The organism is Anaerocolumna sedimenticola, from assembly GCF_009931695.1.
Taxonomy (GTDB): domain Bacteria; phylum Bacillota; class Clostridia; order Lachnospirales; family Lachnospiraceae; genus Anaerocolumna; species Anaerocolumna sedimenticola.
Genome location: NZ_CP048000.1, coordinates 2,005,111 through 2,027,916 on the forward strand (window position 1 = coordinate 2,005,111; position 22,806 = coordinate 2,027,916).

Below are 22,806 nucleotides of genomic sequence, written 5' to 3' on the forward strand. Positions count from 1 at the left end.
GGGTGATATATATGGATAAGAACAGAAATCATAACGAATATATTGTGAAAAAATACGATGTGGTAGTGGTTGGCGGAGGAATGGCAGGAATCTGTGCAGCTATCGCTTCTGCCAGAAATGGAGCGCGTACAGTGCTTATTCAAAATCGGGCCGTACTTGGCGGCAATGCAAGCTCAGAGATACGCATGCATATTTGTGGAGCTGATAGCCATATGAACCGTCCCAATGCCAGAGAAACCGGTATTATTGAAGAGATATTATTGGAAAACAGAAGCAGAAATCCATTGCATTCATTTTCCATTCTTGATACGGTTAATTGGGAGATGGTAAAGTACCAGGAAAATCTGGAGTTATTTTTAAATACTCAAACGTTAGAAGTGATAACTCAAAATAATGTAATTAAAAAAATATATGCTTTTCAGTGGACAACAGAAAAGTCTTATGAATTTCAAGGGAACATTTACATTGACTGCACAGGAGATGGGAATGTTGCTTATCAGGCAGGAGCAGAATGCCGAATGGGAAGAGAGGCAAGGAGTGAATTTGACGAAGAGTTCGCTCCGGAACAGGCAGATAAACATACGATGGGAAATACCATTATGTTCTGTGCTAAAGACACTGGGAAACCATCTAAATTTATAAAACCTTTCTGGGCATATGATATTACGGAAGAACAACTAAAGAACCGGGGACACAGTCATATGGTAAGTGCTATGGAAAACTATGGAGTGGATTCGGGTTACTGGTGGCTGGAACTTGGAGGAACCAAGGATGTCATTAAGGATGGAGAAGAAATACGGGATGAGTTATTAAAATATTTGTATGGAATTTGGGATCATATTAAGAATAAGGGCGATCACGGAGCGGAGAATTATGAATTAGAATGGGTTCAATTTCTGCCTGGTAAAAGAGAAAGTAGAAGAATTATGGGAGATTATATCTTAAAATATCAGGATCTTAAAGAATCCAGGGTATTTAAAGATGCTGTTGCTTATGGCGGCTGGCCGATGGATATGCATCCGCCGGAAGGGTTTATGTATTCAGGTGAAGCTACGAATTTTATTAAATTAAAAGATGTATACACCATTCCGTATCGGTGCTATTATTCAAAAAATATAGAAAATCTTATGATGGCCGGAAGAAATATCAGCGCCACACATATGGCATTTGGCTCAATCAGAGTTATGGCTACTTGTGCAGTGGGCGGGCAGGCAGTAGGAACAGCGGCAGCCTTAGCAGTGGCTAAAGGATGTATACCAAGGGAAATAGGAGCTGACATTGAGAAACTTCAGCAAAAACTTTTAAAAGATGATTGTTATATTCCCTCTGTCTATAATAAAGATGAAAATGATATCGCACGGCATTCTAAAGTAACAGCATCCTCTTGGCTGAAAGGTTATGAGCCGGAACTTGTTATTAATGGAATGTCAAGGACGGTAAAAGATGAAAATAATTGTTGGAAATCAATGGAAATCTCTAAAACAGGGGAATGGTTAACATTGGCTTTTAAACCGTTGGAAATATCAGAAATCATTTTAAAGTTTGACTCTAACTTATCTCAAGAAATCATGATTTCGCTTTCCAAGGTCACAAGAGATATGCAAAGACCCGGAATACCGCAAACTTTGGTTAAAGATTATAGCATTCATTTTTATATGGATCAAAAGGAAGTTTTCTCACAAAAAGTTAAGGATAACCATCAGAGAGTTAATAAATTAACATTTACAGAATCAATTAGGGCAGATAAGATTACACTTTGTATAAATTCTACTCATGGATGTAAAGATGTAACTATTTATGAAGTACGGATATATTAAAGTTAATGATGTTTAATTCTGCATACAGGCTTTAAGAGAATATGTAAAACCGTTATTGTTCACGCCACTGAAAAAAGCAGCAGTTTCGTGAACAATAACACGTTTTTCGAAACACACAAAACGAGGAGACAGCGTTTCTATGCTGCAATTCTCCGGTTTTCTGTGACAATACACACAAAAAAACACGTGACGTTGTTGCCTGTGAACAGTGACAAAAACCCAGTCATTTTATGCATAGTTGGAAAAATTTTCTTGATTTTATTAGCGGTTAATTGTATACTCAACTTATAGTCCGTTTTTGTAAACGCTGTAAGCACTACTTGCCGATAGGCAAGTTTTTTATTTATTAGGAAAGTTCTCCTCCGGAGAACCTGTGTATTAAATATGCCCGCTAAAAGCGGGCATAGGAAACAGACGATATTGCTAGAAGATATAAAAACCTTCTTCAAATTCGTCCTCATCAAGGTCCTCATCCTCGGTAAGAAAATAATGCATGTCGAGCAGATCAGAATCAGTCATGTTCCGAACAAGCTTAGCCGTCATTCCTTCTGGAGGATTTTTGATATAGTTTTGTCTGAGTTCCTCTAGTTGTTTTGGATCCATTAGTAGTGCCTCCCATCTTAGAATGATTTAAGTATGGACCAGATGGGATAGAAAATCAAGTAACTTTACCGCTGGAGCGGCAGTGAAACTTTGCCATTGCCCTTTCGTAAAGTTCAACTAGAGATACACGTTTGTGGTTAAAGTAGAGTTCCAGAAACTCCATGGTATGATTGCACTTTGGACATTTTAAAGGATCGTAACCAAAGGACAAAAGAATAAGGTTACGCCATTTATTAAAATCCAGAATTATCTTGTGTTTGGATTTTGGTACAGCTTTGGTAAGGCTTTTATCTAACTCGCGATGACGAGCATAAAGACCATAATAGCGCGTCATCTTAAAGTTCTTTTCGGGGATGTGTTGGATAAGAAGCTTAATAAAATCTAATACAGGAATTGTTTTCTGAACATAAGAATTATCCTCATGTTTGTTATAATGAAAAGTTACATTTTCACCATCGTAGGAGTCAATTCTTGAAGTAGCAATAACAGGACGACTAAGATAGCGACTGATATATTTTACAACGGTATTAGGGTCACAAAGATTTGGTCTTGCGTAAACATAGAAACCATTTTTATCTTTCTTGTAGATGGCGGCCTTGGTTTTTTTGAAAGATGGACCGATATGCTTCTCCATTTCATTAAGAAGAGCGGTCTGAAAAGCTTTTCTAAAATAAGAGTAATTAAAATGTTTTACAACACGCCAGAATCCATCATCGGAGAATCCACCTTCGGTAAGTAGACAGTGAATGTGAGGATTCCATTCAAGAGGACGGCCAAAAGTATGTAGAACACAGACAAAACCGGGAACATAGTTCTTACTTTTGTTCATCTTGTGGAACAGTTCAAGAACAACGCTACGGACCGCCTGGAAAAGACAGTTAAGAAGGGAACGGTCTTCCAAAAAGAAGTGACGAAGTTCTTCATCAATAGTAAAAACACAGTGGCGGTGAGTGCAACGAATTAACTTAAAAGATATCGTGGTAGAACGATCGTTGGAGTATTTGCTGCCACAGGTAGGGCAAAACTTGGAGTGACAGCGGAAAGGAACGAATTTAAGTTCACCGCAATGGGAACAGCCGTACATGGCACCACCAAAGGAAGGATCGCCGCAGTTAATCATCTTTTCAATGTTTTCCATAACAACATGACGAGGATGAAGAGAATATTTAATTATTTCATAATTGTCATTGAAAATCTTCTGTAATATATTCATATGACTATTATGAAACAAAATGACAAAAAAAGAAACCCCCAGATTCCCCTCATGAATGAGGGGCTAGGGGAGTTGATGTGTCGAAGACACTTTTTTATGCAATAGGAGCGTGTAAAGCGAAGCGGAAAGGTGTGGTTTGGAACTGGAGAAGACCCTACCTGCCAGCATATGATAGAGAAGATGCGTATAAGCAGTGCGACTTAAGGAAGATAAACATTATCAAAACAAGGATGGAACCTTTTTAACATCAGTGAAATATATTGGAGGATAAAAGCAGAGAGAATCTGAATCAAATATGCCATTACAACAGTCCGGTATTTTTAATTCACCAGAAGAAACTTTAGATTTTTGTCCAGGTACTTTCTACATAGATATATGCCGTATTGGTAATGCGGATTCTTTTTTACTTTGGAAGAATACCGATTTTATGCTTGTAGATACCGGTAATTCTATAAATGCAGCAGATATCATAGGTCTATTGATAAAAAGGCAGGTTACCCGTTTAAAGGCTTTGACGATTACACATTTTGACAGTGATCATATGGGGGCATATCTGTCAATTATTGATTACATGAATTCTATAAAACGGAGTTTAACCGCACAAACCATAGAACATATCTATGCAAGAAAATATACAGCAGCGCAATTAGATATAATTCCAAAAGACCGGTATAAAAATTATGTTAAGTTTATTAATGGTATTTTAAGATATCTAAATCGTTATGAAGAAGAATTTGATTTAGAGGTTTTACCGGAACCGGGTACTTTAGCTGCCAAAGCAGAAGATTTATTTGGTGCAGGTGCCGGGTTATGGATCTTTCCGTATAAAACTAATTTAAACAGTCATTTAAGTCTTGATGATACGGTTCAAATCTGGTGGCTCAACCGATTTGACTCCTATCTGAAAGCGGGGGTATCGGCAAAAACTATGGCTGGGAATATAAATAATGATTCTCTTATTTTCAAAGTAATCTATAGTGATAAATCGGTTTTATTTCTAGGCGATATGGGTCAAAGCGGTTTAAATGATCTACTTCTTTATAATTCGTTTTATCTTAGAAGTGACATTATAAAAATAGCACATCATGGTCATAAACTCAGTTCACCAAAATACTTTATAGAAGAAGTCTGTCCTGTTATTTCTCTGGTCACTACAACGCTTAAATCGGCTCCGGATAATGCTGCATTTGGTAACAGGCTGGAAGAACTTATCTCTGAGAACATCAATTTCGGTACAATCGTTTTCTCCGGCGATGTAAGAGGAGATTATTCGACAATAGCAATCCGATATGTTGAGCCTAAAATCTTTACAGCTAATACATCCATTATAGGTTATCGGCCGTGGTAGAAATGGGGTTACTACATTAAGTCGTATCTCAATTGAGTAATGTTTCATAATAATAAAGGAGGTATTTTTTATGAGCAATCTATTTCCGAGAACTGAGGTAGCAGGAATTTCATTATCAAGGATGATAATGGGAACTAACTGGTTACTTGGCTTTAGCCATACCGGTGCAGCTGCGGATAAGATGATTACAAGCTGTTATGATACAAAGGAGAAGATGTATCCCATTCTGGAAGCTTATTTGGAATATGGCGTTGACACGATTATGGCACCCTTCGGGTTAAGCCAGACCCTGGAAGATGGGGTAAAGGATGTGGAGCAGAAAACAGGGAAACCGATTATTAGGATCGACACTCCCTGTATTAATGTGGATGATACACCGGAGGGCCGAAGAGAAGCAGAAGAGGTAATCAAGGCTTGCGGGAAAAGGGGATCTAAAATATGCCTCATCCATCATTCAAGTGTTGAACAGCTGGTAAATAAGAATAAGGGTGTTATAGACAGGCTTTCCGACTATACCAAAATGATACGGGATGCCGGGATGGTACCGGGGCTTTCTGCGCATATGCCGGAATTAATTACCTATTCGGATGAAAACGGTTATGATGTGGAAACCTACATCCAAATATATAACTGTATGGGTTTTCTTATGCAGGTCGAGGTGGAAACCGTTGCCCGAATCATACATAATGCCAAAAAGCCGGTAATGACCATCAAACCTATGGCCGCCGGACGGGTAACGCCATTTGTAGGTTTTAATTTTGTATGGAATACCATTCGTGATTGTGATATGGTTACCGTCGGTGCTTTTTCTGCAGACGAAGTGCATGAAGATGTGGAGATATCCCTTGCTGCCTTGGAACGAAGACTTCCGGATACGGAAAGGCGCTCAAGCCCTGTAAATGATCAGGCCGCTTTCGGCAGATCATAACAATAATTTCTTGGATGGGAGTAGGATATGCTGAAAGTAATCATAGCCGATGATGAAGATAAAATATGTCAGCTAATATATAAACAGACCGTCCAGGCTGTGTTGGACTATTTGGAGCAAATGAGGGATCAAGTGTCGGTATTGGTAATGCAATTCAGGAATCAGGAGACACTATCGTTGGTGTAGGTTTCGATAAATCCGATACAATCCTGGAATTAATCAAAGGCGGATATATTATTCTTTGTGCAACGGCACAGAACCCTGATGTTATGGGTTATGAAGGCATGAAAGAAGCAGCGAAAGCTTTGGCAGGTGAAGATACCGGAGCGGACTATGTAGATACCGGAGTATCCGTAATTACCAAAGCAAGTTTGGAATAACAAAGATAGTAAGCAACTTAAGTAAAAATCAGATTTATTTAATATTACTAATTAAAAAGTTCCATATCAGCCGGTCATTTGCTGATACGGAACTTTTTGTATTACAATGGCCTGTGCCGGTCAGTGTACTTGGTGCTGCTTTTGGCAGAAAGATTAACAGAAAATGAAATAATATGGCTGTGAATCGGTTATTTCAGGGTTTACTTATTGTAATTATGGTTATTTATATGTATAATTTTAAAAAATATATGCCGTGATAAAAATAATGTGCAGGGTAAGTGAGGAAATATAATATGCCACCAATGAGTGTTTTGATAAAACCGGCTTCCGGTAATTGTAATATGAAATGTGATTACTGCTTTTACTGTGATGAACAGAATAAGAGAAGTATTTCATCATTTGGAATTATGAGCGACCATACATTAAAAAATATAATGCGTAAAACCATATTGCATTCAGAAGGTTTTTGCTCCATTGCATTTCAAGGAGGAGAGCCTACCCTGGCAGGTATTGATTTTTTCCGCAATATCACCCAGTATGAGAAGCATTATAACAGAAAGCATATAAGAGTAGAATATGCCCTGCAGACCAACGGATTAAATATAAATGAAGAGTGGTGCCGCTTTTTTAAAGAAAATCATTTTCTCATTGGTTTATCAGTTGACGGAATTCAGGATATTCATGATAAATACCGTCATACAAAGTCAGGAAATACGACCTATGAACAGATTATAAGAGCTGCCGGGCTGTTGGACCAATATGGTGTGGATTATAATGTCCTGACAGTGGTACATGGGGAAGTGGCCGGACGTATCGATGAGATTTATGATTTTTATAAAAATAAAGGCTGGCATTACCAGCAGTACATAGCCTGTTTGGATCCTTTATATGAAAAACCGGGAAAGTATGAATATTCTTTACTTCCGGCGGAATATGGCAAGTTTTTGGTTAAATTGTTCGACCGATGGTTTTGTGATTTGGAGATGAATCAGCAGCCCTTTATCAGGCAGTTTGAAAATTATATAGGCATACTTTTAGGCAGGATGGCAGAAGCCTGTGATCAGCGGGGAACATGCGGAATTCAATATGTAGTAGAAGCGGACGGCAGTGTTTATCCTTGTGATTTTTATATGCTGGATGAATATAAACTAGGAAATATGAATGATACCACAATAGCTGTTATGGATGAAAAGAGGAAAGAAATAAGATTTATAGAAGAATCCTTTAAATTAACGCAGGAATGCAAGCAATGTGAATTTTATGGAATCTGCAGAGGCGGCTGCCAAAGAAGCAGATTGAAAACTGATAATGAAATGTATAAAAATTATCTGTGTGAGGGATATAAAGAATTTTTTGAAAAATGTCTCCCCAAGATGGTACAGATAGCAGATATGATAAAAAAAAGTAATTAGAGGCAGTTTATGAATAAACGTAAAAACACCTGAGCAGGTAACAAGGGTTGGAATAAGCAGGCCTTACCTTAAGTTCACAAGCAAGTGAGGTTGAAGCAGTCCCAGGAAGGAATTGGGGCTGTTGCAAAATAGCCAAATGTACTCTTTTGCAACAGCCACGTTAACAGTAGCTTTATTGAACTCTATTTTAATTTAATAGTTTTCCATTTTCCGGTCAAATATCTTCCAAAAGATAACAGGTAATTCGCGGTCCACCCCATGGGAACCGCATACCAGACGGCAGCTATTCCCCAGACAGGGGCAAAATGAAAGGCTACAAAAACACGGATGGATAGATTCACCAGATTGGCAATGGTAAATACTTTCATGTCCCCGGCACCTCTGAGTAAACCGTCCGTAATCATTTTCAGGCCAATCATCACATAGAAAAATCCCATAAATTTTAAATAAGCAGTACCTGTCTGTAAAGCCAGTGTACTGCTTTCTTTATTTAAGAAAGCAGATATGATAGGGGTATGGAATAATTCCAGTATTAAGCAGGTTGCTATGGCAAACATGGCAACGATAAGATATCCGGCATGATATCCTTTCTTTGCACGGTCTTTCTGATTGGCGCCAATATTTTGCGCCGTAAAGGTTGAAACGGCATTTCCCATTGCCGTAAGGGGCACAACAACGATACTTTCAATTCGTATTGCTGAAGAGTAGCCGGCAAGGACCTCGGAACCGAAACCATTAACGACGGATTGTACCAACATCATACCAATGGATACAATAGATTGCTGTAGGATGGATGGAAGTGCAATCTTAAATATTTTACCTAAAGCAGATGTATCATATCTTTTTATGTTACCGGTATCCATATAAATCTTTAAATGCCTCATTAATATTATAAAGGACATAATTGCAGAAATTCCCTGAGCTGTCAGGGTTGCCCATGCGACGCCTGCCACACCCAGGTGAAAAATACATACCATGATAAGATCCAATACCACATTTAAAAGGGAAGAGAAAATTAGAAGATATAACGGTATATTTGATTTCCCCAGGGAATTAAATACGGAGGAAAGGACATTATACATAAATAAAAACGGTAATCCCATGAAATAGATACGTAAAAATAAAGAAGCCTGCTCTATAATATTATCCGGGGTGTTAAGCCATTGCATAATGGAGGAACTTAAAAAGAAACCGCATAGGCCAAGTATGATACTCAGACCTAAAAATGTAAACAGAGCGGTAAAGATGGAAGTTTTCATTTTTGAAAAATCTTTCCCGCCCAAATATTGACTTGTCAGGACGGAAGCACCAACGCCGCCTCCGATTGCAATTGAGATAAAAACAGTTGTTAAGGCATAGGAGGCACCAACGGCCGCCAGCGCATCTTCCCCAACAAATCTTCCTACGATAACTGCATCGATCATAGTATAAAATTGCTGGAACAGGTTTCCAATCATCATGGGAAGTGCAAACAGGAATAAAGACTTTCCTGCACTGCCACGAAGCATATCGTTTGTTTTCATTTATATTTTCTCCTTATAATTTATCTGTCGCATGAATACTCACAGGAACAATTTTTTATTTCTTTTGAGGACTGTTCGGCTGATTGCAGCATTTTTGACATTTCATCCCGTATTCTTTGCAAAGTATCCGTTTTAACAATATAATGCATATGATAACCCAGCTTTTTTCCGTATACAATGCCAGCTTCTTTTAAAACACTCATATGTTGTGATACCGCAGATTCACTTATATTTAACTTTTTCGAAAGGATTCGGACACAGTAATGCCGCTCCAAAAGCAAACCAATTATTTTATATCTGGTGGGATCAGAAATAGCTTTTAATTGCATGGTAATATCCATGGCAGTATCCTCTTTTTCATTAAGTATGTACGAATTAAATTATAGTATCCTATTTGATTAAGTCAATACTTAATTAAAATTTTATCTTATTTTATTCAAATAAGAAAATTTCAAAATAATATCCATTGTATAAGATGAATATTCCAACAATACTGTTGGTCATATTGTCTAAAAAACCCATAAAATATCAGGTTTTATAGCGAATAATCAAATGTGTCTGCAAAAAAATCATTTTTGTCAATTGTTATATTGTGTAATGAGCTTTATAATTCTAGGCATATCAGTTTTGTTTTGTGCTATTTGTACATTACAATAAAAATACAGGAGGCATTTCAATGGTTTCAACTCACGGATTAAAGGCCAATAGTCATAAAACAGAGAGAGCCAGAGTTAAAAATCAAAAATGGAAGCAGGTCAAAAATGATTATATACTTTATTTGATGCTTTTATTACCTATTATTTATCTGGTCATTTTTAAATATGTACCCATGACAAACATTGTTATTGCATTTAAAAATTATAATTTGTTTCAGGGCATGTGGGAAAGCCCTTGGGTAGGGTTAGACATTTTTAAGCAGGTATTTACAACGGATGGTTTTTACCGGGCATTAAGAAATACGATTGTACTTAATTTTTTAGATTTAGTTGTAGGTTTTCCTGCTCCAATTATATTAGCACTTTTACTTAATGAAATTTGTTTTAAGAGATTTAAGAAAATTACACAGACAGTAGTTTATATGCCGCATTTTTTATCCTGGATCATAATCAGTGGTATTGCATTACAGGTTTTTGCTCCCAATACAGGTCTTATTAATCTGGTCCTCAGAAAGTTTGGCATAGAAGCGATCCCCTTTTTAAACGAACCGGCACACTGGATAATCTCCTATATTCTGATTGGTGTCTGGCAAAGTGTAGGCTGGAACACGATTATTTATTTGGCCGCAATTACCGGAGTAAATACGGAGCTTTATGAAGCGGCTGTTGTAGACGGTGCGAACCGTTTCAAAAAAATTTGGCATGTAACGCTGCCCGGTATTCGTCCAACAATTGTAACACTCCTGATTTTAAATTTAGGACGTATTCTGTCTATTGGTTTTGACCGGCCTTATGCACTGGGTAATTATTTCGTAACCAATGTGGCAGATGTTATCAGCACGTTTGTTTACCGGGTGGGTCTGCAATCACAGCAGTATTCCCTGGCAACGGCAGTAGGACTGTTCCAGTCGCTTGTATGCATTATTTTCCTGACCATTGCAAATGTAATTGCCGAGCGATTTGGAGAAGAGGGTATCATGTAAAGGGGGAGAAAGTTATGATTAAATCAAAAAAGACAAAAACAGTGGATTGGATCATAGTAATATTTGCATTATTGGCAATTTGCATCTGTATATTTCCGGTTCTGAACGTTATGGCAGTATCATTAAGTTCAAATTCGGCAATTACCAATAACAAAGTGTTTTTATTGCCGGTGGAATTTACAACAAAAGCCTACTCCTATGTATTATCCGATGCAAGTGTTGTAAGAAGCCTGTTTTTTACAACATATCTGACATTGGTATGCACAGTTCTTTCTATGGTTATAACAATACTTTGCGCTTATCCTCTGGCACAGACAAAGCTTGTGGGAAAAAAGGCCATTAATATCGTAATTATTATAACCATGTATTTTAATGCAGGCATTATTCCGGATTATTTAAATGTGAAGAACCTTAACTTGTTGGATAATTTTTGGGTACTTGTTATTCCATCCTGCCTCAGTGTATTTAATATGATCATTCTTAAAACATTTTTCAGGTCCATCCCTGAAAGTCTTAAGGAATCTGCCAAACTTGACGGGGCTACCCACTGGACAATATTGTCAAAGATTTATTTGCCCCTATCAACTCCCGTATTGGCAACACTGGCACTTTTTTATGCTGTGGGGCGGTGGAATGGTTTTCAGGATGCACTTTTTTACATATCGAACCGTAACCTTTATACGATCCAGCTCAAGCTTTATCAGATCGTAAATAATCTTTCTTCCATAGACACACATGCGGAAGCTAATGTTGTATCTATGGTTACAAGTGAAAGCATGAAAGCAGCCACCGTTATGTTTGCAACAGTTCCGATTTTGCTGATATACCCCTGGCTTCAAAGATACTTCATTGAAGGGGCTACCATCGGTGCGGTCAAAGGTTAAGCTTACTTTGCAGATATATATCATATATTCAGCCATTTTGGCTTGTATATAAAACAAAAAACGTTGTGACTAACCGTCACAAAAATAATTAATATGGAGGAATTAGTATGAGAAAGGTATTATGTAAATTGGGGCGTTTAGCATTGGTGCTTACTCTAACTGTTGCTATGGTAAGCGGCTGTGGAGCAGGTACGAAGAATACGGCGTCCCCGGCAGAAACTACATCCCGCACATCGGATGGGGCATCCGGGGAGACATCTGAGGGAGCAGCAGAAGCTGTCACACCTCTTACGGTGGAGGTCTTTGACCGTGGCGCAACTGGTGCAAGCGATCCGACAAACAACTATTGGACAAAATGGATACAGGAAAATGCGTTAAAAGACCTTAATCTGGATGTGAAATTTGTGAGCGTTCCCCGTTCACAGGAAATCGACCAGCTGAATGTTTTAATGGCAGCCGGCACGGCTCCGGATATCTGCTTTACATATGATGTGGGTACGATATATAATTATTATAAGAACAACGGTATTGCAGATCTGACTGGAAGTTTGGAAAAGTACGGAAGCGACCTGAAAGCCTATCTCGGTGAGGATATTTTATCCAGAGGCCAATTCAAAGGAAGCCAATATGCAATTCCTGCAAAACGTATTGTACTTGGCAAATACGGAACCTATATCCGTAAGGATTGGCTGGATGCTCTTAACATGCCGTTACCTACAACAACGGAAGAATATTATCAGGCTTTAAAAGCATTTAAAGAGAAAAATCCCGGTAAGGTTGAAAACGTGATTCCCCTTACGGCTACTTCGGATGTCGCCTGGCGTTGTGCAACAATTTTAGAATCCTTTATTGAACCAAATCTTTCAGAAGAAACCATGTATGTAAACTGTCCGACAGGCAACTTCACCTTACTGCTTCCGGGTTATGCGGAAGGTGTACGTTTCCTGAATAAGCTTTACAACGAAGGTCTGTTAGACCCCCAGTTCGCGCTTTATAAGGATGATATACAAAGTGATGCGGATACTGCCCGGGGTATCGTAGGTTCCTATATTCATACCTATGACCAGCCTTTGCGTTCAAGCCCCGGGATTATGGACCAGTTAAAGGCCAATGTGCCTGCGGCGGAATTTGTTCCGATTGATACCTTTCAAAATGCCGACGGTAAATATTTTAAAACGAATTATAGTCCAACCGGCATTAATATAATTGTTCCTGCATCAAGCAAAAATGTTGACGGTGCGGTTAAATATCTGAACTGGATGAGCAAACAGCCTGTCCGTTATTATCTTGAAACAGGTGAGGAAGGAGTAAATTATGATATGGTAGACGGTTTACCGATTATGAAAGCGGCAACCGGAGATATGATAATGAACTCCCCCAACAATTTTGACTATGTACTTGTTGTAAATGGCATGGAGATGGATGATCCTGCTAAAAATATTGATGTAATCGCCAAATCTTATCCGGGATATGAAGAGGTATTCAGGCAGGCTTATAATATAAGTCTTAACGATGGGTATATTTTACCTACACTTATGGATCCTATTGATGCTGAAGCACAATTTTCCAATACTTTGAAAGAAAAGCAGAAGGAAATATTTGCAAAAGCAATTACTGCAAAACCGGAAGACTTTGATAATGTATGGAATGCCGGCATTCAGGAATTTTTAGAATCAGGCGGTCAGGCAATTATAGATGAAAGACAAAAGGTTTGGAATGCGAACCATCAATAATTAATTGAGATATAAAATGTAGTAATGGGACTGTCGCAAAATAGCCAAATTTACTCAATCCTATTGTTGAAGTTTTATTAAGGCTATTTTACAACAGCCCCGTTGTTGTATTTTGACTAATAAATAAGGAGGGGGCATTTTGAAGCGGTTTTATTTTTTTAAACTATTAATAGCTCTGATTCTGTTTGTAATCGTTCCAAGTAGTATTATTACTACCATAAATAATTATGCTACGGCCCAGTTTTCAAAAGATATCATTGCAAGTTCAGAAATTCACCGCCTCCAAATGGTAAGCAATGCCAACAATTTAGTATTCGACAGCATTTTCCGTGATGCCATGCGCCTTTCCGTGGATACGTCCTTGCAGAGCTTAGGAAATAATAAAAAAATTGATGAAATAGTAAAAAGACACAATGACATGTTTGACTTATTAAAGTTTGAAACTTCAATCATAGATTATGCAAGGACAAATGATTTATTTTATTCCGTTTATTTTTATGTTAATGGCGCGGATTATATTATCTCATCCGATATTGGGATAGTGCGGATTAACCAGCTTACGGATATAAGGTGGATACAGGAGTATAAAAAGCTTGAAAATGGCACATCAGGTAATATAATTCTACCTTCTCATTTTGTTAAGTCCAATGTGATCTCCGTTTCCGACAAGGAGGAGGTTAAAGGCCAGAACTGTATTTCGTATATTTATAAAATTACTCCCTATACGTCCAACCTGAAAGGGGCATTGGTTTTCAACATTAACGAAGAGAAGCTGCGGAGTTTATACACCGTTAATAAAGGTGATGATGGGTTTGTGATAATAATCAATAACAGGGGAGAGGTAATATCAAATGCGGAGCAATCCAATAATCTGGAGCTCCTTAAAATGAATTTATTTCAGAAGATTCAAAAGAGTAAATCAGAACAGGGATATTTTTCATTGCTTGTAAATGGGAAAAGCCAGCTTTGTTCTTTTTATAAGTCACCAAATAGTAATCTTATTTATTATGGCGCCAATGATATGGATGTATTGTTCAGAAATCAGACGTCCGTTCAAATCAAGCTTGTTTTTGCCGCCTTTGCCATTTCTTTGGCCGGTCTGTTTGCTGCCTATTATATTTCAAGACGTTTATATAACCCAATTGCACTCTTGGTGAAAGAAATATATGCAAATGAAAGGTTGAATTTAAAAAATGGCAGTGATGAAATTCAGACAATATCAAAAGTATTAAATGAGCTTCTAAAGGAAGAGAACCGCATTTTTATTGATAACCGCTCAAATAAAATCCACGAAGCTTCGCTGCTTCGTATCATTTCCTCCGTTAACGATGCCACAGACGATGACATTATGAAAATATTACCTTTCCCCTTTACGGCCTGTGCGGTAATTCTTCCCGGCAAATTGCAGGAAAGAATGGTCATTGATAATAATGAAAAATTTGAATATTATGCAAAAATTATTATACGTATCTGCGAAGAAATGTTAAGTGAGGGTATGTGTACATCGGGAATCCGGTATCATGATGAGAGTATAGCACTTATCATAAGTATAGATGCCAATCTAAAAAACCCCATGGAAATTCTGCGGGAAAAGCTCAATAAAATTCAGTTGGAGCTATCCACAATGTTTAATTTTCCAATGACAATTACGGTAGGGAGCCTGCAAAAGAATAAAGATACGGCTTATAAATCCTTTGAACAGGCAAATGAGATATTACATTACCGGTTTATAAAAGGATATAACAGCATCATTTTTTATAGTGATGTATATCCGGAAGCTGCATATTATTATCCGGCCGAGGACATCAATCTGATTGAAACCTGTCTTGAGCTGTGCGATAAAGATAAATTATTTGCCGCAACAGAAAAAATGTTTAAAGAAATAGCACAGCATGACCATATTGATTACAATAATGTGATTCAAATATTAAACCAGTTGGTTACTAATTTAATAGATAAAATAGTTGAATCCCATCTGCGTATAACGGATATTTTTGAAGATAAGGACCATTTATATAAGAGTTTATGGCTGAATGAAACATTAGACGATGCCTGTAACTGGTTGATTGAAAAGTATAACGCCGTTATAGATTATCAAAACAGGGTATTAAATAACGATGAAATATATTTTAATAATGCGATTCAATTTATTAAGCAAAACTACAAAAAGGACATTAATATTGATATAGTAGCGGAGAATATAGGAATCAGCTACTCCTATTTACGAAAGATCTTCAAAGAAAAAACAGATAAAAGTCTCGTTGACTATATCAATGAACTGCGTTTAAACGATGCGAAAAACATGTTAAGAAATACACGGTTAACTATAAAGGAAATTTCAAGCTTGTGCGGCTATAACCATGAACGCAGCTTTTCCCGTGTTTTTACACAATATGAGAATATTACGCCGGGAATGTACCGGAATACCTATAAGCAGGATAAGAAAGTAGAGGAAGTTTCATAAATGATCAATAGAGGTGGAGGATAAGATTTTAGGAATAAATTTAATACATAGGGTCCGCAAGGGGTTTCCCGGCATTGAATGTAAAATCGATGTTGGGAAACCCTGTTTTATTACATAAGAATCATCCCCAAAATGACAGTGCAGGAGTCTGCCAGGCCAGATTCTTTTTGTACAATAGAAAATTTTATCCTATAAGTTTGAGAAATAATTTATAAAATTATAATATTTTACTAATTGACTTTTTTATAATAATATTTATAATGAACTAATGACTTGAATTGTCATATAGTCATTTTGGAGGGATTTAAAATGGATGGGAAAGAAATAAAAAGGAAAGAAATTGCGGAAGCTGCCAAGGAACTTTTCACAGATTACGGCTATAAAGCGGTCAGTATGGATCAGATAGCACAGAAATCCAATGTGGCAAAGGGTACGCTTTACTTATATTTTAAGGATAAAGAAGATTTATTTATGTACCTGATCAACGGCTTCATTAAAGAATTCGACTCCTATGTAGTGGATATAGTGAATAAAAAGTTATCGCTTGTGGATGAAATACATGAAGTGATTTACAATATGTTGATGTATCGGAAAAATCAGGAGTTTCTATATAAAATCGTGAAAGAAGCAAAAGAATTCCGGACCCAGGTTTCCTGTAAAGTTGTTGATATGCTGGATGACACCATAAGTGTCTATCTGGAGAAACGTTTGAATAATGCGGTGGAAAAAGGCTTAATTAAGCCTTGTAATACAACACTGCTTACTTTTTTGGTAATAAAGGTATATACGGCGCTGGCTTTTGAATGGGAAGAAAACACGAGGCGTTAAATGAACGTGAAATTGCAGATTCGGTAGGAAGGTTTTTAAAACAAGGTTTGTTTCTGTGAGGTGATTCTTTGAAAATTAAAAAAAGACTGGTTATTATTATAATTACAGCGGCAGTATTGATTACTTACATGGCCGGCCATATTTCAAAATTTGATTTGGGATTGATTTATTTACCTAAAAGTTATGTGCAGTTTTGTATGGAAGATACCCTGTTAGACGGGTGGAGAGAGCTTAAATCCCTGTATAATTCTCCTTTAAGTCTTACGGTAAATACCTTTGAGGATGAAAATAGAGTATTTTCCCTGACGGCTTATAATGATAAAAATAAAATAATTTTTTCCTCAAATAATTTACATGGGGATTATATAGGCCTTACGAAAAACAAAAATATTAAGAATAAGAATGACAATAGCAAGAACAACAATAACAAGAACGATAATAGCAACAATAATATTGACGAAAACAGCAATCAAAAGGATAGTACTGATAAAATAAACGGGAAAAAAGATCAGATACTTACCTTAATTGAGATATATAATAAATATGCCAGAGTTAGTAAGAGCGGCCATAAATCCTTTGCAGTAACGGGAGGCAAGGACAGTATGTGTGATACCGACGAATACGAAGCGGTCCTTAATAGAGAGATAATAGAAATATTGCCGGATTATTTTAAGAATTACATAGGGGATGAAAAGGTATTAAAAAATATAAATACTTTCCTGAACCGATTGGATTCCGATATTCTTTTACATATTTATATAGATGATTCCGATAAAATACGAAGTATAAATGTATCCTTTCGTTATAACGGACAGAACGTTTATATGGAAGTGATATTTAATAATGCGGTTAAGATATGGGATGATCTGACCATTACCTGTATTTTAGGTGATAATGCGGATACCACGGTATCTATAAAATCCAAAGGAAATCACAGCCGTGACGGAAATATATTTACAGATGAAACAAACCTCCTTGTTCTTTCCGGTGCTGCGACCACCCTGCAATTAAAAGCAGTTACGGAAGTAGATTTCAATAAACAAAAAGATAATATCAGTTTCGGTATGAAAGGTGATATTTTTGGCATGCCGGTTAATCTGAATACGGTTGGAGATTTAGGCAGTAAAAATGGGTGGGATATTCATACGAATACGGATTTAGAATTAAAATTTGTGGATTACCGGTCTGAAATGAATTTTAGTGAGAATAAAAATTACCTGAACGATGTTAATTCTTTTCAAAGTATGGGAAGTTTCTATAATGAGAAAAAGGCTGCCATAAAAGATGGTTTTTTGAAAATATTACAATAATTAATCGGGAAAGAGGACACCGCTTATGGAGTACCGTGATTGAAAATGTGATTTAAAACCAAAGGAGTGATATAAGTGAAAAAATCAAATGCAGTTCGTATACATATAAAAAAGAATCATAATGCTTTACGCCAGGCAATTGGGATCTTCCGGTCGGATATAGGTAAAATAACGACCAGCTGGGTAACTGTAGTAATATTGTTTGGACTTACCATATTACCGCCGGTTTATGCCTGGTTAAATATTTATGCCTCCTGGGACCCCTATGGCAATACCGGAGGACTTAAGGTAGCCGTAATAAATGAAGATGCCGGAGGAACCATATTTAATATGGACTTTAATATCGGTACGGAAATAATGTCGACACTTAAAACCAACGATAAATTAGGGTGGATTTTTTGTGATAATAAAGACGAAGCTTTAAAAATGGTGGAGGACGGTAAAGTTTATGCCGCCATTATCATACCGGAAGATTTTTCTCTTTCTCTTTCTACCATTTTGGATGAACACCCAAAAAAATTAAGTATCGATTATTATAAAAATCAGAAATTAAACGCTATTGCTCCCAAAATTATTGATTCGGCTACCAATACCCTGAAAACGGAAATCAGCACTAAGATTATTCAGACTGCGGTATCCAAGGTTTTGGAACAGATTAATACAATCGGTACGGATTTAAAAGAAAATTATCCCGACCTGGAGGATTCGGTTAGCCTGTTAAAGCATATTGATGAAAATGTAAAAGAACTTCCGGGCAGATTAAATAACCTGACTGACAATATTGAAAATGGGGTTGTTAAAATTGATTCGGCCAGTGAAGATTTTGTATTTGTTCAGGAAACCATTGATGATTTAGTTGAATTTAATGACAATATGTCGGATATGATTACAGATACCGGTGAAGATATTGATAAGTATTCACCGAAAGTAAGAGCTGATTTGGCTTCCGTTCAATCCCTATTTATGGATATATCGAAAGATGCCGAATATCTTTCCGGTGAGGTCACAGCCAATAAACCTGAATTTATCAATGATATCGATCAGTTAAACAGTAATCTGACCATATTGAAAGAAGATATGAATGATATAAGCGGGGATATGCTGAAGTTAAATAGCGACGGAATATCTGATATTATAGATCTGAATAATGATATTTCAAATGATATTGATGATATGCAGGAAGTTTTAACGGATTTAAGGGATGGTTCCGATGATTTATCCAAAGCAGAATCTCTTATCAGGAAGTTTGGAAATCTGTGTGATGATGTGGGAGACAGCCTGGATGATTTAGCGGATCAGCTGGATGACCTTTATAATTCCGGGGACGACGTCCTGGCCGGCCTTGAGAATATAAGCAAGGAATTAACAACTCTTGTAGATACTATTAATAACGAAGATAACATTAAAAACATATCCGGGACTATTAATACATTGATAACCAGTTTAAATACCATTAATGGAATACTGGAAAAGAATCAGAAGCTATTTGCAGATATTATAGCAATAAATAATAAAATTATTAAAGATCTGGATAATTTATCGAAAGGTTTCATTACGGAGGAAGCCATAACAAGCCTGGATAACCACTTAAAACAACTAAGTTCATCCCTGGATACGATTTCAGGCAATCCTCCGGGCGGGATTGACGGCCGGATGGCAGAAGCTTTAAAAGACCTTGAAGGTATACTAACCCAACTGGAAAACCTGTTGGCTCAGATTAAAAACAGCAATACCGGTGAAAATATTGCCGCTGTTATCCTGTCTTTGGAGAACAGCCTGAAAAATATTAACGGTGTATTAGAGAATTCTTCGGGTATGTTCGGTGCTATTATAACTACCAATAATGCAATTCTGAAAGATTTGCAGGTCTTATCCAAATCACTGAACGAAAACGGGCTTAACGATCTGGAAAATGATATGGAAAAACTAAGCCGGCAGATAAGTGACATCAGGCAGACGCTGGAGAACAGCAGTGATGATGTAAAGGATGAACTAAATAATGCCAAAAGGCTTTTACGCCAAATTGATGATTTGAGCGATGATCTGGCGGATGGTTTGTCAGAGCTTAATTCCGATATCAGTAAGTATTCCGGAAGTATCAGCACTACGTTAAAAGACATACAGGATATTCTGTCAAAAACGAATACGGAATTGGCTAAAAACCAGGGAGACGGAAATCAGAAGATAAATACCTTTATCTGGAATATGAATGAACAGATTGATACGGTTAATTTAAGATTAAGTGATCTCAAAGATGAGATAAAAACAGCAGCCGTATGGTTACCCTGCTTGATGATATAAAAGAAGTGTCTTTTAATGCCGCTTCCGCAGTCGGTACCGTATTAAACGGTATAAATGATGAAGCACTGGAGAACCTGGAAAATAATTTATCTAATGGTTCGGCATTGTTTCAGGACATTAACAACATACTGGCAAGCACCAAAGCCACAGTAAATGATTTAAGCGATTTCTCCGATGATGTTGCTAAAAGCGGTAAAACCACCATAAGCAGGATAGAGGAAGTGAAAAAAGAAGTACCGGCGGTACAATCGGGCTTTACCATGATTACCGATAAAATCGATAAATTAAACGGCAAAGTAACTTATGATGATTTGGTTAAACTAATTCACCGGGATGTGGAAGAAGACAGTGATTATTTTTCTTCTCCGGTAGTATTATCCTCTCATGATGTATATGTATCGGAGAACTATGGTAAAGGCCTTGCTCCGTTTTATTCCATTCTTGCCCTTTGGGTCGGAGGTATGTTTTTAGCAGCGCTGCTTCAGACAAAAGTGGATCGGACCGGAGTTACCTATTCACCGAAACAAGTTTATTTTGGGAGATACTTTTTATTTGGAACAGTGGCATTGGCGCAGGGACTTGTAACAGCCCTGGGAGATCTGCTGATATTGCGGATACCAATACATAGTCCGGTGCTGTTTACTATGTTATGCTGTTTTTTCAGTTTAATATTCTCCATGATAATCTATTCCCTGGTTACAACTTTAAATAATGTTGGTAAGGCACTTGGTATTATTTTACTGCTTCTTCAGGTTACCGCATCGGGCGGAACTTTTCCGATTCAGGTTACACCGGTATTCTTCCGGATAATTAACAAATTTATGCCATTTACCTATGCTATAGGTGGTCTGAGAGAAGCAATCTATGGTGTTACTTATGATAACCTGACGAAAGATATTGCCGCACTCTGCCTTTTTGGCATAATCTTTACCTTGTATGGTGCTCTGTTTAAGAAACGTTTAAATGAAATATTCGAAAGATTTTCATTAAACTTAAGAAAATCGGGAATTATTCATTGAAAATAGAAAATCCCTTAAGGAATGGAATCTTATCAGATTAAATATATTTATAAAGATGGAGGATGTCCCAAAATAATGATTTTATTTCATTATTTTGGGACATTTTTTTATGCAATAGGAAATTGCGCCCTATTGCATAAAAAGCCCTGCCGGGCGGGATGCGCATGACGCGCTAGCAGAAATTGTCACTGGAGTGACAGCGCGTCAGCGCCAGAGTCTGGCAAGCCAGACTCTTTCTTATCTCATAGGAGCAAGCCAGACTCTTTCTTGTTTACCAGGAAAGTTCTCCGAACTTAAGCGCCAGGATTCGGTTTGTCAGGCGCTTTTTTGTTAATTATCCATGAATTTACTCCGTATTGCCATAATTTATGCTATTTGAGAGCCAAAACTGAAAATGAGAGTATCTGATTCTTACGATTTGATAATAGTTTTAAAGATTGAGACTGTTAAACAGGGGTATAAAGTTATATAAAGATTATAGGTCCGGACCTAAAATAAAAGGAGGAGTTTAATTTATATGATTTATGAAATAGCAAAAGGATATAAAGGTGATTATACCATATTTAGGCCTTATGCCCCTGAGAACAACAGGGAAAGCTGGGAAGCTTTACCCCAAAAATTAAAAAAGGATTTGTTAACTTGGGGAGAAAAGCATCTTGGATATGAGTATCCATGGATACCGGCCACCAGGTATATGGAGTTTTGCCGTATAGGTAACAGAGCAAATTTTGAAAGCCTGTATTTTGCCAGAAGACGTGCTTTAAATGCTCTGGTAATGGCTGAATGTACGGAGGGAAAAGGAAAATTTCTGGATGAAATTATAAACGGCATTATGAGTATATGTGAGGAAAGCGGCTGGCAGCTGCCTGCTCATAATCATAATGGAAAAGGCGAGTTTGAATGTCTGCCGGATAACAGTAACCCCGTCATGGACTTATTCGCCTGCGAGACAGGAGCCCAGCTTTCTATGGTTGCTTATTTATTGAAAAGTCAGCTTGATGCTGTAAGCCCGCTGATTATAAAACGCATTTACAATGAGCTCACTGTCAGAATACTGAATCCTTACTTAAGCACTCACTTCGGGTGGATGGGGGAGTATGGAGAAAGTGTTAATAATTGGACGCCCTGGTGTACTCAGAATACCCTGATTACCATATTCTCCATGGAAGGAATTGAACGGGAAATAAAGCAGAGAGTGTTAGAACAGGCAGCAAAAAGCCTGGATATTTTTTTAAATGTATATGGGGAAGACGGATGCTGTAATGAAGGTGCCAGCTATTACCGTGCAGCAGGCCTATGCCTGTTTAATGCCATTGAGGTTATGAATGCAGTGACGACAGACGAATTTGTATCTTTGTATCAGAATAATAAAATACGCAATATTGCCCCTATATTCTGAATGTG

General features: G+C 37.3%; 18 protein-coding genes. 14 read left to right on the forward strand and 4 right to left on the reverse strand.

Annotation, left to right across the window (positions count from 1 at the left end; all coding sequences use genetic code 11):
- The first annotated feature begins 11 nt into the window (after positions 1-11).
- The gene (locus Ana3638_RS08895) at positions 12-1,817 is read left to right on the forward strand and encodes an FAD-dependent oxidoreductase (RefSeq protein ID WP_161837702.1); all 1,806 of its coding nucleotides are present in this window, start codon (positions 12-14) and stop codon (positions 1,815-1,817) included.
- A 423-nt stretch (positions 1,818-2,240) separates the two neighbouring features.
- Here Ana3638_RS08895 and Ana3638_RS08900 read toward each other — a convergent pair whose 3' ends face one another.
- The gene (locus Ana3638_RS08900) at positions 2,241-2,420 is read right to left on the reverse strand and encodes a hypothetical protein (RefSeq protein WP_161836914.1); all 180 of its coding nucleotides are present in this window, start codon (positions 2,418-2,420) and stop codon (positions 2,241-2,243) included.
- A gap of 55 nt (positions 2,421-2,475) precedes the next feature.
- Positions 2,476-3,633, reverse strand: coding sequence for an IS91 family transposase (locus tag Ana3638_RS08905; RefSeq protein WP_161836913.1), 1,158 nt, complete (start codon positions 3,631-3,633; stop codon positions 2,476-2,478).
- A 295-nt stretch (positions 3,634-3,928) separates the two neighbouring features.
- On the opposite strand from Ana3638_RS08905, the gene Ana3638_RS08910 reads away from it, so the two are divergent.
- From Ana3638_RS08910 to Ana3638_RS08925, 4 genes are all read left to right on the forward strand, one after another.
- On the forward strand, positions 3,929-4,981 hold the full coding sequence (locus tag Ana3638_RS08910; RefSeq protein WP_161837703.1) for a ComEC/Rec2 family competence protein: 1,053 nt from the start codon (positions 3,929-3,931) through the stop codon (positions 4,979-4,981).
- Positions 4,982-5,051: 70 nt separating this feature from the next.
- Positions 5,052-5,909: a hypothetical protein gene (locus Ana3638_RS08915; protein WP_161837704.1), complete on the forward strand. Its 858-nt coding sequence runs from the start codon at positions 5,052-5,054 to the stop codon at positions 5,907-5,909.
- A 27-nt stretch (positions 5,910-5,936) separates the two neighbouring features.
- The gene (locus tag Ana3638_RS26180; RefSeq protein WP_202621590.1) at positions 5,937-6,095 is read left to right on the forward strand and encodes a hypothetical protein; all 159 of its coding nucleotides are present in this window, start codon (positions 5,937-5,939) and stop codon (positions 6,093-6,095) included.
- Between the two features lie 487 nt (positions 6,096-6,582).
- Positions 6,583-7,701, forward strand: a complete 1,119-nt coding sequence (locus Ana3638_RS08925) for an anaerobic sulfatase maturase (protein WP_161837705.1) — start codon at positions 6,583-6,585, stop codon at positions 7,699-7,701.
- A 182-nt stretch (positions 7,702-7,883) separates the two neighbouring features.
- Here the strand turns inward: Ana3638_RS08925 and Ana3638_RS08930 are convergent, their stop codons facing one another.
- Both Ana3638_RS08930 and Ana3638_RS08935 read right to left on the reverse strand, forming a co-directional pair.
- Positions 7,884-9,224 carry an MATE family efflux transporter gene (locus Ana3638_RS08930; RefSeq protein ID WP_161837706.1) on the reverse strand — a complete coding sequence of 447 codons (1,341 nt, stop codon included), beginning with the start codon at positions 9,222-9,224 and terminating at the stop codon, positions 7,884-7,886.
- Positions 9,225-9,244: 20 nt separating this feature from the next.
- On the reverse strand, positions 9,245-9,565 hold the full coding sequence (locus tag Ana3638_RS08935) for an ArsR/SmtB family transcription factor (RefSeq protein WP_161837707.1): 321 nt from the start codon (positions 9,563-9,565) through the stop codon (positions 9,245-9,247).
- A 335-nt stretch (positions 9,566-9,900) separates the two neighbouring features.
- On the opposite strand from Ana3638_RS08935, the gene Ana3638_RS08940 reads away from it, so the two are divergent.
- The 9 genes from Ana3638_RS08940 (at position 9,901) to Ana3638_RS08980 (ending at position 22,801) form a co-directional block, all read left to right on the forward strand.
- The gene (locus Ana3638_RS08940; protein ID WP_161837708.1) at positions 9,901-10,863 is read left to right on the forward strand and encodes an ABC transporter permease; all 963 of its coding nucleotides are present in this window, start codon (positions 9,901-9,903) and stop codon (positions 10,861-10,863) included.
- Positions 10,864-10,877: 14 nt separating this feature from the next.
- Complete coding sequence (locus tag Ana3638_RS08945) at positions 10,878-11,747, forward strand: carbohydrate ABC transporter permease (RefSeq protein ID WP_161837709.1); 870 nt, start codon at positions 10,878-10,880, stop codon at positions 11,745-11,747.
- Positions 11,748-11,854: 107 nt separating this feature from the next.
- On the forward strand, positions 11,855-13,480 hold the full coding sequence (locus Ana3638_RS08950) for an extracellular solute-binding protein (RefSeq protein WP_161837710.1): 1,626 nt from the start codon (positions 11,855-11,857) through the stop codon (positions 13,478-13,480).
- Between the two features lie 139 nt (positions 13,481-13,619).
- The gene (locus Ana3638_RS08955; protein ID WP_161837711.1) at positions 13,620-15,944 is read left to right on the forward strand and encodes an AraC family transcriptional regulator; all 2,325 of its coding nucleotides are present in this window, start codon (positions 13,620-13,622) and stop codon (positions 15,942-15,944) included.
- Between the two features lie 309 nt (positions 15,945-16,253).
- Positions 16,254-16,772 (forward strand): TetR/AcrR family transcriptional regulator, encoded by a 519-nt coding sequence (locus Ana3638_RS08960; RefSeq protein WP_161837712.1) that lies wholly within the window; start codon positions 16,254-16,256, stop codon positions 16,770-16,772.
- 68 nt (positions 16,773-16,840) lie between these two features.
- Positions 16,841-18,082: a hypothetical protein gene (locus tag Ana3638_RS08965; RefSeq protein ID WP_161837713.1), complete on the forward strand. Its 1,242-nt coding sequence runs from the start codon at positions 16,841-16,843 to the stop codon at positions 18,080-18,082.
- A gap of 75 nt (positions 18,083-18,157) precedes the next feature.
- Positions 18,158-20,383, forward strand: a complete 2,226-nt coding sequence (locus tag Ana3638_RS08970; protein WP_161837714.1) for a YhgE/Pip family protein — start codon at positions 18,158-18,160, stop codon at positions 20,381-20,383.
- On the forward strand, positions 20,359-21,402 hold the full coding sequence (locus tag Ana3638_RS08975) for a YhgE/Pip family protein (protein WP_161837715.1): 1,044 nt from the start codon (positions 20,359-20,361) through the stop codon (positions 21,400-21,402). The genes Ana3638_RS08970 and Ana3638_RS08975 overlap by 25 nt, the downstream gene beginning before the upstream one ends.
- A 517-nt stretch (positions 21,403-21,919) precedes the next feature.
- On the forward strand, positions 21,920-22,801 hold the full coding sequence (locus tag Ana3638_RS08980; protein ID WP_161837716.1) for a hypothetical protein: 882 nt from the start codon (positions 21,920-21,922) through the stop codon (positions 22,799-22,801).
- The last annotated feature ends 5 nt before the right edge of the window (positions 22,802-22,806 follow it).

What these genes read in the sequence shown, in the direction of transcription:
- Ana3638_RS08895 (WP_161837702.1), top strand. Translation starts at nt 12, where the DNA reads ATGGATAAGAACAGAAATCATAACGAATATATTGTGAAAAAATACGAT.
- Ana3638_RS08900 (WP_161836914.1), bottom strand. Translation starts at nt 2,420, where the DNA reads ATGGATCCAAAACAACTAGAGGAACTCAGACAAAACTATATCAAAAAT.
- Ana3638_RS08905 (WP_161836913.1), bottom strand. Translation starts at nt 3,633, where the DNA reads ATGAATATATTACAGAAGATTTTCAATGACAATTATGAAATAATTAAA.
- Ana3638_RS08910 (WP_161837703.1), top strand. Translation starts at nt 3,929, where the DNA reads ATGCCATTACAACAGTCCGGTATTTTTAATTCACCAGAAGAAACTTTA.
- Ana3638_RS08915 (WP_161837704.1), top strand. Translation starts at nt 5,052, where the DNA reads ATGAGCAATCTATTTCCGAGAACTGAGGTAGCAGGAATTTCATTATCA.
- Ana3638_RS26180 (WP_202621590.1), top strand. Translation starts at nt 5,937, where the DNA reads ATGCTGAAAGTAATCATAGCCGATGATGAAGATAAAATATGTCAGCTA.
- Ana3638_RS08925 (WP_161837705.1), top strand. Translation starts at nt 6,583, where the DNA reads ATGCCACCAATGAGTGTTTTGATAAAACCGGCTTCCGGTAATTGTAAT.
- Ana3638_RS08930 (WP_161837706.1), bottom strand. Translation starts at nt 9,224, where the DNA reads ATGAAAACAAACGATATGCTTCGTGGCAGTGCAGGAAAGTCTTTATTC.
- Ana3638_RS08935 (WP_161837707.1), bottom strand. Translation starts at nt 9,565, where the DNA reads ATGGATATTACCATGCAATTAAAAGCTATTTCTGATCCCACCAGATAT.
- Ana3638_RS08940 (WP_161837708.1), top strand. Translation starts at nt 9,901, where the DNA reads ATGGTTTCAACTCACGGATTAAAGGCCAATAGTCATAAAACAGAGAGA.
- Ana3638_RS08945 (WP_161837709.1), top strand. Translation starts at nt 10,878, where the DNA reads ATGATTAAATCAAAAAAGACAAAAACAGTGGATTGGATCATAGTAATA.
- Ana3638_RS08950 (WP_161837710.1), top strand. Translation starts at nt 11,855, where the DNA reads ATGAGAAAGGTATTATGTAAATTGGGGCGTTTAGCATTGGTGCTTACT.
- Ana3638_RS08960 (WP_161837712.1), top strand. Translation starts at nt 16,254, where the DNA reads ATGGATGGGAAAGAAATAAAAAGGAAAGAAATTGCGGAAGCTGCCAAG.
- Ana3638_RS08975 (WP_161837715.1), top strand. Translation starts at nt 20,359, where the DNA reads ATGGTTACCCTGCTTGATGATATAAAAGAAGTGTCTTTTAATGCCGCT.
- Ana3638_RS08980 (WP_161837716.1), top strand. Translation starts at nt 21,920, where the DNA reads ATGATTTATGAAATAGCAAAAGGATATAAAGGTGATTATACCATATTT.